Annotated in this window: 11 protein-coding genes; 8 read left to right on the top strand and 3 right to left on the bottom strand. The window is 61.6% G+C overall.

What is annotated here, in order from left to right:
• Nucleotides 1-104: 104 nt before the first annotated feature.
• The 8 genes from glpD (at nucleotide 105) to AB7933_RS07460 (ending at nucleotide 9,058) form a co-directional block, all read left to right on the top strand.
• Nucleotides 105-1,643, top strand: coding sequence for a glycerol-3-phosphate dehydrogenase (gene glpD, locus AB7933_RS07495; protein ID WP_024073704.1), 1,539 nt, complete (start codon nucleotides 105-107; stop codon nucleotides 1,641-1,643).
• Nucleotides 1,644-1,957: 314 nt separating this feature from the next.
• Nucleotides 1,958-2,884 carry a glutamate/aspartate ABC transporter substrate-binding protein gene (locus AB7933_RS07490; protein WP_024073703.1) on the top strand — a complete coding sequence of 309 codons (927 nt, stop codon included), beginning with the start codon at nucleotides 1,958-1,960 and terminating at the stop codon, nucleotides 2,882-2,884.
• Between the two features lie 194 nt (nucleotides 2,885-3,078).
• A complete protein-coding gene (locus AB7933_RS07485; RefSeq protein ID WP_024073702.1) occupies nucleotides 3,079-3,825 on the top strand; it encodes an amino acid ABC transporter permease in 747 nt (248 codons plus the stop codon).
• A complete protein-coding gene (locus AB7933_RS07480; protein WP_024073701.1) occupies nucleotides 3,825-4,496 on the top strand; it encodes an amino acid ABC transporter permease in 672 nt (223 codons plus the stop codon). The genes AB7933_RS07485 and AB7933_RS07480 overlap by 1 nt, the downstream gene beginning before the upstream one ends.
• On the top strand, nucleotides 4,493-5,227 hold the full coding sequence (locus tag AB7933_RS07475) for an amino acid ABC transporter ATP-binding protein (protein WP_024073700.1): 735 nt from the start codon (nucleotides 4,493-4,495) through the stop codon (nucleotides 5,225-5,227). Before AB7933_RS07480 ends, AB7933_RS07475 begins: the two co-directional genes overlap by 4 nt.
• Before the next feature lie 254 nt (nucleotides 5,228-5,481).
• On the top strand, nucleotides 5,482-7,383 hold the full coding sequence (locus AB7933_RS07470; protein ID WP_041160851.1) for a sensor histidine kinase: 1,902 nt from the start codon (nucleotides 5,482-5,484) through the stop codon (nucleotides 7,381-7,383).
• Complete coding sequence (locus AB7933_RS07465; protein WP_024073698.1) at nucleotides 7,380-8,720, top strand: sigma-54-dependent transcriptional regulator; 1,341 nt, start codon at nucleotides 7,380-7,382, stop codon at nucleotides 8,718-8,720. Before AB7933_RS07470 ends, AB7933_RS07465 begins: the two co-directional genes overlap by 4 nt.
• Complete coding sequence (locus AB7933_RS07460; protein ID WP_024073697.1) at nucleotides 8,720-9,058, top strand: GlpM family protein; 339 nt, start codon at nucleotides 8,720-8,722, stop codon at nucleotides 9,056-9,058. Before AB7933_RS07465 ends, AB7933_RS07460 begins: the two co-directional genes overlap by 1 nt.
• A 57-nt stretch (nucleotides 9,059-9,115) precedes the next feature.
• On the opposite strand, the gene AB7933_RS07455 is transcribed toward AB7933_RS07460, so the two are convergent.
• Genes AB7933_RS07455 through AB7933_RS07445 form a run of 3 tightly spaced genes read right to left on the bottom strand, consistent with a single transcriptional unit; the run spans nucleotide 9,116 to nucleotide 13,405 of the window.
• Nucleotides 9,116-10,513 carry a sigma-54-dependent transcriptional regulator gene (locus AB7933_RS07455; protein WP_024073696.1) on the bottom strand — a complete coding sequence of 466 codons (1,398 nt, stop codon included), beginning with the start codon at nucleotides 10,511-10,513 and terminating at the stop codon, nucleotides 9,116-9,118.
• The gene (locus AB7933_RS07450) at nucleotides 10,503-12,281 is read right to left on the bottom strand and encodes a sensor histidine kinase (RefSeq protein WP_024073695.1); all 1,779 of its coding nucleotides are present in this window, start codon (nucleotides 12,279-12,281) and stop codon (nucleotides 10,503-10,505) included. The genes AB7933_RS07455 and AB7933_RS07450 overlap by 11 nt, the downstream gene beginning before the upstream one ends.
• Nucleotides 12,281-13,405: a GNAT family N-acetyltransferase gene (locus AB7933_RS07445; RefSeq protein ID WP_024073694.1), complete on the bottom strand. Its 1,125-nt coding sequence runs from the start codon at nucleotides 13,403-13,405 to the stop codon at nucleotides 12,281-12,283. Before AB7933_RS07445 ends, AB7933_RS07450 begins: the two co-directional genes overlap by 1 nt.
• Between the last annotated feature and the right edge of the window lie 140 nt (nucleotides 13,406-13,545).

Genomic DNA, 13,545 nt, shown 5'->3' with positions numbered 1-13,545 from the left:
TTCAATCGAAGTCGGGTGGCTGTGGGCGCGTTTATCAGCTACCATTTTCGCAAATGAACATTAATGTTCGAATTCCAATACGAAAAAGATCGCGAGGCCAGCCGATGAACCCTTCTACCTTGCCTGCTCCACCGCTTGCCGAAGTCTATGACGTTGCCGTTATCGGTGGCGGGATCAATGGCGTCGGCATTGCAGCAGACGCAGCCGGGCGCGGTCTGTCGGTGTTCCTTTGCGAAAAGGACGACCTGGCCAGCCACACCTCTTCCGCCAGCAGCAAGCTCATCCATGGCGGCCTGCGCTACCTCGAACATTACGAATTCCGCCTGGTGCGCGAAGCCCTGGCCGAACGTGAAGTGCTGCTGGGCAAGGCACCGCACATCGTCAAACAGATGCGCTTTGTGCTGCCACACCGCCCGCACCTGCGTCCGGCGTGGATGATCCGTGCCGGCCTGTTCCTGTATGACCACTTGGGCAAGCGGGAAAAGCTCGCCGGTTCGAAAAGCCTCAAGTTCGGCCCTGACAGCCCGCTGAAAAGCGAAATCACCAAAGGCTTCGAATACTCCGACTGCTGGGTCGATGACGCCCGCCTGGTCGTACTCAATGCCATGGCCGCCCGTGAAAAAGGCGCGCATATCCACACCCAGACCCGTTGCGTCAGCGCCCACCGCAGCAAGGGCCTGTGGGAAATGAACATGGAACGCGCCGATGGCAGCCTGTTCTCGATCCGCGCCAAGGCGCTGGTGAATGCAGCCGGCCCATGGGTCGCCAAGTTCATCAAGGAAGACCTGAAGCTCGATTCGCCCTACGGTATCCGCCTGATCCAGGGCAGCCACCTGATCGTGCCGAAACTGTATGAAGGCGCCCACGCGCACATCCTGCAGAACGAAGACCAGCGTATCGTCTTCACCATTCCCTACCTGAACCACCTGACCATCATCGGCACCACCGACCGCGAGTACACCGGCGACCCGGCAAAAGTGGCGATTACCGAAGGCGAAACCGACTACATGCTCAAAGTCGTCAACGCCCACTTCAAGAAACAGCTGAGCCGCGACGACATCGTCCACACCTATTCCGGGGTGCGTCCGCTGTGCAATGACGAGTCGGACAACCCCTCGGCCATCACCCGCGACTACACCCTGTCCCTCTCCGGCGGCACGGGCGAAGCACCGATCCTGTCGGTATTCGGCGGCAAGCTGACCACCTATCGCAAGCTCGCCGAATCGGCGATGGCGCAATTGGCACCGTACTTCACCCAGATGCGCCCAAGCTGGACTGCCACGGCCAGCCTGCCCGGTGGCGAGGACATGACCACGCCAGAAGCGCTGGCCGAGGCCATTCGCGCCAAATTCGACTGGGTACCCAGCGAGATCGCGCGCCGTTGGTCCACCACCTACGGCAGCCGTACCTGGCGCCTGCTGGAAGGCGTGCACATCCTGGCCGACCTGGGTGACCACCTGGGCGGCGGCCTGTACACCCGCGAAGTCGACTACCTGTGTGCCGAAGAGTGGGCGACCCAACCCCAGGACATCCTGTGGCGCCGCACCAAGCTCGGCCTGTTCACCACCCCGGAAGAACAGGACAACGTGCAACGTTACCTGTCCAAGGTTGAACAGAACCGTAGCCGCATCCAGGCAGCCTGACGGACCCGTCGTACAAAAGCCCCTGCGCCCTGTGGCCCAGGGGCTTTTTCATGCCGGCCTCCACATTCGGTTTTCCGAACGCAATCCATCATCCGATTCGGTTTACCGGATCGAACCGTTGCAAATTTGCCGTCACGCAAAGTTAATCTCGATATAAATCAACCGGTTAACCTTTTCCTCCCGGTCTGGCACGACTCATGCTCTACACTCTCTCACGATTGCCTTGGACGCCTCAGGAGCCGTCACGGGCATTCGCCGTACAAGAGAGCCGTCTAGCCGGCTTCATAAAAAAAACAAATGTCGAGGAAGTATTGATGCGCATCGTTCCCCATATTTTGGGCGCAGCTATCGCTGCTGCTCTGATCAGCACTCCAGTTTTCGCCGCCGAACTCACCGGCACACTGAAGAAAATCAACGACTCCGGCACCATCACCCTCGGGCACCGCGACAGCTCCATTCCGTTTTCCTACATTGCGGATGCTTCAGGCAAGCCAGTGGGCTACTCCCACGACATCCAGCTGGCCATCGTCGAAGCCCTGAAAAAAGACCTGAACAAACCCGACCTGCAGACCAAGTACAACCTGGTCACCTCGCAGACCCGTATCCCGCTGGTGCAGAACGGCACCGTGGACATCGAGTGCGGTTCCACCACCAACAACGCCGAACGCGCCCAGCAAGTCGCCTTCACCACCAACATCTTCGAAATCGGCACTCGCCTGCTGGTCAAGAAAGACAAGGAAGGCAAGCCTAGCTACGCCGACTTTGCCGACCTGAAAGGCAAGAACGTCGTGACCACCGCCGGCACCACGTCCGAGCGCATCATCAAGGCGATGAACGCCGACAAGCAGATGGGCATGAACGTCATCTCCGCCAAAGACCACGGCGAGTCCTTCCAGATGCTGGAAAGCGGCCGTGCCGTAGCGTTCATGATGGACGACGCCCTGCTGGCCGGTGAAGAGGCCAAGGCCAAGAAGCCGGATGACTGGGTCATTACCGGTACACCGCAGTCCTTTGAAGCCTATGCCTGCATGGTTCGCAAAGACGACCCAGCCTTCAAGAAAGCCGTGGATGACGCCATTGTCGGCCTGTACAAGTCCGGCGAAATCAACAAGATCTACGCCAAGTGGTTCGAAAGCCCGATCCCACCAAAAGGTCTGAACCTTAACTTCCCGATGAGCGAAAAGGTCAAGGAACTGATCAAGAACCCGACCGACAAGCCGGCGCCGGAAGTAAAGATCTAAATACTGACTAACCTTATCTCCTGAGGGAGCCAACGCTCCCTCAGGCGTCTGTTACTACCTGCTGGCTGTATTTTGGAACACTCGACCTGGCGGTTTTCGAGCCGATCGCGTGTGCCTGACGTTCGTCGTCAGGCGGGAAAGGATCTTCCCCAAGCGGGTGCTTGTACATCGATCGATCTCGAGGGGAGACCCTAATGAATTACAACTGGGACTGGGGCGTGTTCTTCAAGTCCACCGGCGTGGGCAGCGAGACTTATCTCGACTGGTACATCGCCGGCCTGGGCTGGACCATCGCCATCGCTGTCGTGGCATGGATTATCGCCTTGCTGCTGGGGTCCATTCTGGGCGTCATGCGCACCGTGCCAAACCGTCTCGTATCGGGCATCGCGACCTGCTACGTGGAACTGTTTCGTAACGTACCGCTGCTGGTGCAGCTGTTCATTTGGTACTTCCTGATACCCGACCTGCTGCCGCAGAACCTGCAGGACTGGTACAAGCAGGACCTCAACCCGACCACCTCGGCCTACCTGAGCGTTGTCGTGTGCCTGGGCCTGTTCACCGCCGCCCGTGTGTGTGAACAGGTGCGCACCGGCATCCAGGCGCTGCCACGTGGCCAAGAAGCGGCCGCACGCGCCATGGGCTTCAAGCTGCCGCAGATCTACTGGAACGTGCTGCTGCCCCAGGCCTACCGGATCATCATTCCGCCGCTTACCTCGGAATTCCTCAACGTGTTCAAGAACTCCTCCGTGGCGTCCTTGATCGGCCTGATGGAACTGCTGGCGCAAACCAAGCAGACCGCCGAGTTCTCGGCCAACCTGTTCGAGGCCTTCACCCTGGCCACGCTGATCTACTTCACCCTGAACATGAGCCTGATGCTGCTGATGCGCGTGGTCGAGAAGAAAGTCGCAGTGCCCGGCCTGATCTCCGTGGGGGGTAAATAATGGAATTCGATTTCAGCGGCATCATCCCCGCCATCCCGGGCCTGTGGAACGGCATGGTCATGACCTTGAAGCTGATGGTCATGGGCGTGGTCGGCGGCATCATCATCGGCACCGTCCTGGCCCTGATGCGCCTGTCGTCCAACAAGCTGTTGTCCCGCGTGGCCGGCGCCTATGTGAACTACTTCCGTTCGATCCCGCTGCTGCTGGTGATCACCTGGTTCTACCTGGCGGTACCGTTCGTACTGCGCTGGATCACCGGCCAGGACACGCCAATCGGGGCATTCACCTCCTGCGTCGTGGCGTTCATGATGTTCGAGGCGGCGTACTTCTGCGAGATCGTACGGGCCGGCGTGCAGTCGATCCCCAAGGGCCAGATGGCCGCCGCACAAGCGATGGGCATGACCTACGGCCAGACCATGCGCCTGATCATCCTGCCCCAGGCGTTCCGCAAGATGACCCCGTTGCTGCTGCAACAGAGCATCATCCTGTTCCAGGACACCTCGCTGGTCTACACCGTGGGCCTGGTGGACTTCCTCAACTCCGCCCGCTCCAACGGCGACATCATTGGCCGCTCCAATGAGTTCCTGATCTTCGCCGGTGTCGTCTACTTCATCATCAGCTTTTCCGCCTCGCTGCTGGTCAAGCGTCTGCAAAAAAGGTTTGCCGTATGATCTCTATCAAGAATGTCAACAAGTGGTATGGCGACTTCCAGGTGCTGACCGATTGCAGCACCGAGGTCAAGAAAGGCGAAGTGATCGTGGTGTGCGGGCCGTCCGGTTCGGGCAAATCCACCCTGATCAAATGCGTCAACGCGCTGGAACCGTTCCAGAAGGGCGATGTGATCGTCGACGGCACGTCCATCGCCGATCCGAAGACCGACCTGCCGAAGTTGCGTTCGCGCGTGGGCATGGTGTTCCAGCACTTCGAGCTGTTCCCGCACCTGACCATCACCGAAAACCTGACCATTGCGCAGATCAAGGTGCTCGGCCGCAGCAAGGAAGAAGCCACCAAGAAAGGCCTGCAACTGCTTGATCGTGTTGGCCTGTCGGCCCACGCCCACAAGCACCCTGGCCAGCTTTCCGGTGGCCAGCAGCAACGTGTGGCGATTGCCCGCGCCCTGGCCATGGACCCGATCGTCATGCTGTTCGACGAACCGACCTCCGCCCTCGACCCGGAAATGGTCAACGAAGTGCTGGACGTGATGGTGCAACTGGCCCAGGAAGGCATGACCATGATGTGTGTGACCCACGAAATGGGCTTCGCCCGCAAAGTGGCCGACCGCGTGATCTTCATGGACGCCGGCAAGATCATCGAAGACTGCCCGAAAGAAGAATTCTTCGGCGACATCAGCGCCCGCTCCGAGCGTGCGCAGCACTTCCTTGAGAAAATCCTGCAGCACTAAAAACAGCAGCGCTCCCTTCTGCGAGGGCGGGCGGTCTTGTGGTGGCGAGCGGGCTTGTTGTGGCGAGCGGGCTTGCCCCGCGTTGGGCCGCGGAGCGGCCCCAAACCAGCTACTGAGGATTGCCTGACACACCGCATTCCTCAGTACTGGGGCCGCTTCGCGGCCCAACGCGGGGCAAGCCCGCTCGCCACAATCAGTCCGCTCGCAGCAGGACAAACATCGTCACCATAACTGGTTGACCCAAGGCATCTGTGATGAAATGCGACCCCAACCTCTATCGCGCCGCGCCGCCATCACTTGCCGTGAAGCCCCGCCTGATTCGCCAACTGTTCCTGCCGCCGTTGATCATCGCCCTGATGGTCGGCCTGGGTTACATCGGCTTCTGGATCAGTGAGTACTACGGTATCCGCACCCTCAGCGATACCGGCGAGCGCCAACTGGAGTTGCACGCCCGCACGGTCGAAAGTGAACTGAGCAAATACACCTACCTGCCCAGCCTCCTGGAACTGGAATCCAGTGTCTCCAAGCTGCTGGCCGACCCAAACCAGGAAACCCGCAAAACCGTCAACGACTACCTCGAAGGCCTGAACCGACGCAGCCGCAGCCGGGCCATCTACGTGATGGACACCACCGGCAGGGTGCTGGCCACCAGCAACTGGCGCGACGCCGACAGCTACCAGGGTGAAGACCTGTCCTTCCGGGCCTATTTCCAGAACGCGGTACGCGGCCAGCCAGGGCGTTTCTACGGCATCGGCAGCACCAACGGCGAACCCGGCTACTACCTGGCCCACGGCCTGGAAGAGCACGGCAAGATCATCGGCGTCGCCGTGGTCAAGGTGCGCCTCGAAGCCTTGGAAGAACGCTGGCAGCGCGCACGCCTCGAAGCATTTGTCAGCGATGAGAACGGCATCATCATCCTCTCCAGCGACCCGGCCCGCCGCCTCAAGGCCGTGCGACCGCTGAGTGACGAGACCAAGGAACGCCTGGCCCACAGCCTGCAATATTACTGGGCCACGCTCAACGAACTGGAACCCCTGGCCCGCGAGCGCCTCAACGAAGGCACCGAAAAACTGACCTTCCCGGCCAACAGCGAAGTGGTGGCGGACGAGCGGGAGGTCAGCTACCTCGCCCAGACTCGACCGCTGAGCGACACACCCTGGAATTTCACCCTGCTCACCCCGCTCAACGACCTGCGCCGCGCCGCAATCAACCAGGGCATCCTGGTGGCCGTCGCCTTTGGCCTGGTGGCATTCCTGTTGATTGCCTGGAACGAGCGGCGCAAAGTCATCGCCACCCGCCTCGCCGCTCGGGAGGCATTGCAGGAAGCCAACAGCCAGCTGGAACGTCGGATTGCCGAACGTACCGCCGACCTGCGCGCCAGCAACGAACGGCTCAAGGGCCAGATTCGCGAACGGCGCCAGGCCGAAGAGACCCTGCGCCGCGCCCAGGATGAACTGGTGCAGGCCGGCAAGCTCGCCGCCATCGGCCAGATGTCCACCAGCATCGCCCACGAACTGAACCAACCCCTGGCCGCGCTGCGCACGTTGTCCGGCAACACGGTGCGCTTCCTCGAACGCGGGGCGCTGGATACCGCCAGCGCCAACCTCAAGACCATCAACGAACTGATCGACCGCATGGGCCGCATCACCGCCAGCCTGCGCTCCTTTGCCCGGCGGGGCGATGACCAGGGCGAAGCCAACCTGGGCAAGGCCGTGGACGCCGCGTTCCAGGTGCTCGGCGCACGCCTGGACAGCCTGCCGCTGACCCTGCACCGCGACTTCTCCCCTGCCCTTTTGCAGATCGACCAGACGCGCCTGGAACAGATCCTGGTCAACCTGATCGGCAATGCCCTCGATGCGATGCAGGCACAACCTGCCCCCGAACTGTGGCTCGAAGGCAGCAGCGCCGACGGTAAATATCGCCTGCTTGTGCGCGACAACGGCCACGGCATCGACCCCGAGGCACGCAAGCATCTGTTCGAACCGTTCTTCACCACCAAACCCGGCGAGCAAGGCCTCGGCCTGGGCCTGACCCTGTCCGCCAGCCTCGCGGCGGCCACGGGTGGCAACCTCGCCGTGGAACACCCAGCCAGTGGTGGTACGGCCTTTGTCCTCTGCCTGCCTTTGGCGGGCGCTCAAAAAACTGAGTCGACATGAACGTAGAAAAAAACACTGACCTGACCGTCCTGATCGTCGAAGACGACCCCCATGTGCTGCTCGGCTGCCAGCAAGCCTTCGCGCTGGAGGACATCCCCAGCGTCGGTGTGGCCAGTGCCGAAGAGGCGTTGAAGCACGTCGACGAAAACTTTGCCGGCATCGTCATCAGCGATATTCGCCTGCCGGGCATCGACGGCCTGGAACTGCTGACCCGCCTCAAGGCCCTGGATAAAAGCCTGCCGGTGGTGCTGATCACCGGGCATGGCGATATCTCCATGGCTGTCGGCGCCATGCGCAACGGCGCCTACGACTTCATGGAAAAGCCCTTCTCCCCCGAGCGCCTGGTCGATGTGGCCCGCCGCGCCCTGGAACAACGCGGGCTGGCGCGGGAAGTCTGGTCGCTGCGCCGCCAGTTGGCCGAGCGCGATTCCCTTGAAGGCCGCATCATCGGCCGTTCGCCGGCCATGCAGAACCTGCGCGAATTGATCGCCAACGTCGCCGACACCTCGGCCAACGTGCTGATCGAAGGCGAGACCGGCACCGGCAAGGAACTGGTCGCGCGCTGCCTGCATGATTTCAGCCGGCGCCACGATCACCCGTTCGTTGCGCTGAACTGTGGCGGCCTGCCGGAAAACCTGTTCGAAAGCGAAATCTTCGGCCACGAAGCCAACGCCTTTACCGGCGCCGGCAAACGTCGCATCGGCAAGATCGAACACGCCCACCAAGGCACGCTGTTTCTCGATGAAGTGGAAAGCATGCCGATCAACCTGCAGATCAAGTTGCTGCGCGTGTTGCAGGAGCGCACCCTGGAACGCCTGGGTTCGAACCAGAGCGTGGCCGTGGATTGCCGGGTGATCGCCGCCACCAAGTCCAACCTCGATGAACTGAGCCGCGCCAACCAGTTCCGCAGCGACCTGTACTACCGCCTCAACGTGGTCACCCTGGAACTGCCGCCCCTGCGCGAACGCCGCGAAGACATCCTGCAACTGTTCGAGCACTTCCTGCAGCAGTCATCACTGCGCTTTGACCGCAGCGTGCCGGACCTCGACAACCAGACCCTGTCCAGCCTGATGAGCCACGACTGGCCCGGTAACGTGCGCGAACTGCGCAACGTCGCCGAACGCTTCGCCCTGGGCCTGCCCGCCTTCAAGAAAAGCGGCGCCAGCAGCGGCGGCCAGGGCCTGGCCTTTACCGAGGCCGTGGAAGCCTTCGAGCGCAACCTGCTCAACGACGCCCTGCAACGCAGCGGCGGCAACCTGACCCAGGCCAGCCAGGAACTGGGGATGGCCAAGACCACGCTGTTCGACAAAGTCAAGAAATACGGGTTGAGCCACTGATGGATCTTGTATTGAAGGCCGCACTGGGCGCGGCAGTGGTGCTGATCCTGGCGGCGCTGGCCAAGACCAGAAACTACTACATCGCCGGGCTGGTGCCGCTGTTTCCGACCTTCGCGCTGATCGCCCATTACATCGTCGGCAAGGGCCGCTCGGTGGACGATTTGAAGACCACGATCCTGTTTGGGATGTGGTCGATCATTCCGTATTTTGTGTACCTGGCGACGTTGTACGTGATGGTGGATCGGATGCGGCTGGAGGCCTCTTTAGCCGTAGCAGCGGTAGCGTGGCTGATGGCCGCGACGGTGTTAGTCAGCGTGTGGGTACGCGTCCACGCCTGACACCACTCAATCCAACTGTGGGAGCAAGCCCCCTCCCACCGTTTTATCCCGGTTGTGTCAGCGGACTATCTTGTCGATCTGGATCCCGAGTTTCTTCAACCGATACCAGAAGCTGCGCTCGGAAATCCCGATCTTCGCCGCCGCCGCAGCCTGCACGCCATGGCACTCGTGCAACGCCGCAAGAATGTAGGCTTTCTCGACCTCGGCCAGCGCCGCATCCAGGTCCTGGGGAATGCCCGGCCCGTCGCTGAGGATCGCCGTCACACCGCCCTCGCTTGGCTTGGACGCAAACAGGTAACCCGGCAGGTCGATATCCTCGATCACCGGCTTTGCGGCCACGATAGTCGCCCGCTCAACGCAGTTCTGCAGCTCACGGATATTGCCCGGCCAGTGATACGCCGCCATGGCCTGCAACGCTTCGGCGCTGAAGCCGGTGATGCGTTTGCCGGCGGTGGCGCTGAGGGTCTGGGCGAAATGCCGGGCCAGGGGTGCGATATCTTCCACACGTTCACGCAGGGCCGGCAGCGGGATCGGAAACACATTGAGACGGTAGTACAGGTCTTCGCGAAACTCTTTGTTGGCCACCGCCTCCAGCAGGTTCTTATTGGTGGCCGCGATCACACGCACGTCCACCTTGCGCTCGCGGGGGTCACCCACGGGTTCGATCACCCGCTCCTGCAAGGCACGCAGGATCTTGGCTTGCAACGCCAGGGGCATATCGCCCACTTCGTCGAGAAACAGCGTGCCCTTGTCGGCCTGCATAAAGCGCCCTACCCGATCAGACACGGCGCCGGTAAACGCGCCCTTGCGATGACCGAACATTTCGCTTTCCAGCAGCCCTTCGGGGATCGCCGCGCAATTGACCGCCACGAAAGGCTTGTCGGCACGGCTGCCGTGCTTGTGGATGGCGCGGGCGACCATCTCCTTGCCGGTGCCGCTTTCGCCGGTCAGCAGGATGGTTGCGGTACTGTCACGCACCGAATCCACGGCGTGCAGTACCTTGCGAAACGCCGGGCTATCGCCCACCAGGCTGTCAAACTGCGCGTGTTCATCCAGCTCGGCACGCATGCGCGCGTTGTCGCGCATGATGTCGCGAAATTGCAGGGCCTTGGCCACGGTGATGTCCAGCTCGTCGATATCGAACGGCTTGGCGATGTAGTCGTAGGCGCCGTTGCGCATCGACTGCACGGCATTTTTTACCGTGCTGTAGGCGGTCATCACGATCACCGGTACCTGGGGAAATCGCACCTTGATTTCGGCCAGCAGCGCCGGCCCGTCCATGCCCGGCATGCGCCAGTCACTGATCACCAGGTCGATGTCTTCCTGCTCCAGCACTTTGAGCGCATGCAGGCCGTTGCCCGCGGTGAACACCTGGATGCCGTTCTGGCCCAGGGCGGAGGACAGCAAGTCACAGAGCTTGGGCTCGTCGTCGACCACCAATACGTTATGCGTCATGACTTTCCTCATCATCAGCGTCGTCTTCACCATGAGCCGGAATGTACAGGCTGAAGGTGGCGCCCGCATCGTTCTCACTGACACATTCGATGCTGCCGTCATGACTTTCCATGATCGAATAGACTTTAGCCAGGCCCAGGCCGGTGCCGGATGCCTTGGTGGTGACGAATGGCGTGAAGATGCGCTCGATCATATCCGCCGCAATGCCCTGCCCGGTGTCGGCGATGCTGATGACGGTGTTGTCGTTGACCGTGCGAATGCCCAGGGTCAGGCGCCCGCCTTCGGGCATTGCATCGATGGCGTTGAGGATCAGGTTCAGGCACGCCTGCTTGAGCTGCTTGGCGTCGGCATAGATCGTCGCGCCGGGGGCCTGGTCGTCGATCTGCGCCTGGATGTTGTGGGTCGCCAGCTCCGGGCCGCAGAAGCCGAGGATTTCTTCGACCAATGGGCGCGCCGCCTGCAACACGCGCAAGGGCGGATTGGGTTTGGCGAAGTCGAGGAATTCGGTGATCAGGTCGTTGATCCGGCTGACCTCGCTGATCACGTATTCCAAATGGCGCCTGTCGCTTTCCGGCAGGTCGGAGCGACGATGCAGCAACTGGGTGGCGGTCTTGATGATGCCCAGCGGGTTGCGGATTTCATGGGCCAGGCCCATGGCGACCTCGCCCAGGGCATGCAGGCGGTCACGCCGACGCAGCTGGGCCTCGAGGTGATGCAGCTCGCCCAGGCGCTCGGTCATATGGTTGAAGGTGCTGCTCAATTGCGCCAGCTCATCGCCACCGCTGACCACCACCCGGTGTGTGTAGTTGCCCGAAATCACTGCGCTTACGCCCTGGGACAGGTCACGCAACGGCTGGGTCAGGCGCCGCGACACCAGCACCCCCGCCGCCAGGGACAACGCCGAACTGAGCAGGAAAATCAGCACAAACAGATTGCTCTGGTTCACCAGCCCCACCAGGCTGGTATGCCGCAGCAGGCCACTGAAGATCACCCCTTGCAGCTCGCCATTGTCATTGAATATCGGCCAGTACAACCCGCTGTAGTTATTGGTGAACTGCTCGCTGGGCTGGCGGGTGCTGCGCAATGCGGCCTCGACACTCTTCGGAATGCGCGAGGGGTGATCCTGAAAGCGCTGGGTCGAGAAGATTTCCGTAAAGCCGCCCGGATTAGCCAGGTACAAACGCAGGTCGAGGGAATGCACGTCGGCCACGCTGGTCAGGAAGCTGCTGTCCAGGTAGGTCGCCACCAGCAACACATAGTCGACATCGTCGCGGGTGGTCTCGAAGGTCGAGACCACGATACCGGTACTCACCCCCGCCACTTGCACGGTCTGCAACACCGCGTTGCTGGTCAGGCTGATCTGCTTGACGATGTCGTCGGCGGCGGTGCTGAACACCAGCTTGTGGTCGCTGGTGCGAATCAGCGCCACCACGTCGATATCCGTCGCCTGGGCGATATCGGCGGTCAGCCGGTCGTGCTTGGCTGCCTGCCGGCTGGAGGGCGGGCTGGTGTAGCGCAGGAACAATTTAGCCATGCGCGCGTTGTCATGCAGGATGTCACCGATCTCGTCCTTGACGATCTTGGTCGACTCCTGCAGCCAGATGCGCACGTTGCTGTCGAAAATCTGCGACAACGTGGTGGCGGCCAGCTCAGCCGCGATCATGGTCGGGATGACGCTGACCAACCAGAACGCCAGCACCAGCTTGCGCTGGACACTCCAGCGCGAAATGGCAAAGGGACGGGCTTTCTGGCGGGTCTTGGTGATCATCAGGTTTCGCTTATCGCAGCAGCCATGGCAGGGTCGGAACGATCCGGTCGGATAAAAATCTTCACTACTTTGAGCAGGGTGTTCACCAGCCGATTGCGGTGGCGGAAGAACAGGCTGTTGCCTTCGAACTCGCACCCCAGGCGCAGCTTACTGGCATACCCGGCCTGGCCGCACTCATACACTGCAATATTGTGCTGGATACAGTAATCGACATTGGTCAGCCAACTGCGGAAGTACAGGTTGTAGTCACGGGTGTACTCGACGTCGTGCCCGAAGAACTTATCGACCAACCGATGCTGGTCTACCAGGATCAGGTTGAACGCCACCAACTGCGCGTCCACCCAGTAAAGTACACAGACCGCACGCTCTCCAAGGCGTTCGAGCACGCCGGTGAAGTAGCCGGCGGGCAGGCGCTCGAACTGCAGGTCGGCGCGGGTGAGCGTGGCCTCGTACAGGCGCATGACCTCGGGCAGCACGTCGTCGATATTGCGTCGCCACTCGACACGTGGGCCCGGTGCGCGCAGTTTGCGGCGCAGATCCTTGCGCGTGGACTTGCCCAGCGACCCCAGGTAGGCGTCCACCGAGCCATAGGGCAGCGGCAATACCCCGGTGGGCAGGCTCGGCATGCTCTGGAAACCAGCCGCCCGGCAGCTGTCGGCCCAGTGCGGATCATTGGCCGGCGCATCCTTGACCGCCACCAGGCCGATACCGAACGCATCGGCATCCTGGCGGGCGGCCTGGAGCAAATGCTGGAGCAACAGCGGGCGTCGCCCCTGCGGCACGTCACTGGCAAACCCGGCGTCGCAACGCTCGGCCACCGGCGAGCCAATGGCATACAGGCCCAATTGCAAAACACCCGGCCACAGTCGCTCCAGACGCTCGGTCAAGCGCTTGCCGGCGCCCGACACCGTGGTGTCGAGCCGATAATGGGTGATGAACGCGGCGGCCACAGCCACCAGCGTGCCGTTTTCAAAAACCGCCAGGTAACGCCATTGAAAATCGGCGATGGCCGCGTGTTCCACCGCGACGTAATAGTCCCAGTCCTCCAGCGCACCGGGAAAGCAGTCGTTCCAGGCACTGCGCGGGATGGCCCGGACGGTCGGGAAAGCTTGGGTGGTGATCACATCATTTCCCTTGTTATGGCCTGTGCCAAGCGGACGCGTTGTGGCTATGGTGATCAGGCTTGTTGTGGCGAGCGGGCTTGCCCTAATGCCGTTCAGTTAAGGTTTTTTGTAGGAGCGAGCTTGCTCGCGAAGAACTCACA

The organism is Pseudomonas gorinensis (genome assembly GCF_042015035.1).
Classification (GTDB): domain Bacteria; phylum Pseudomonadota; class Gammaproteobacteria; order Pseudomonadales; family Pseudomonadaceae; genus Aquipseudomonas; species Aquipseudomonas gorinensis.
The sequence above is the reverse complement of the archived record's forward strand: the minus strand, read 5'-3'. Positions and strand labels throughout refer to the sequence as shown.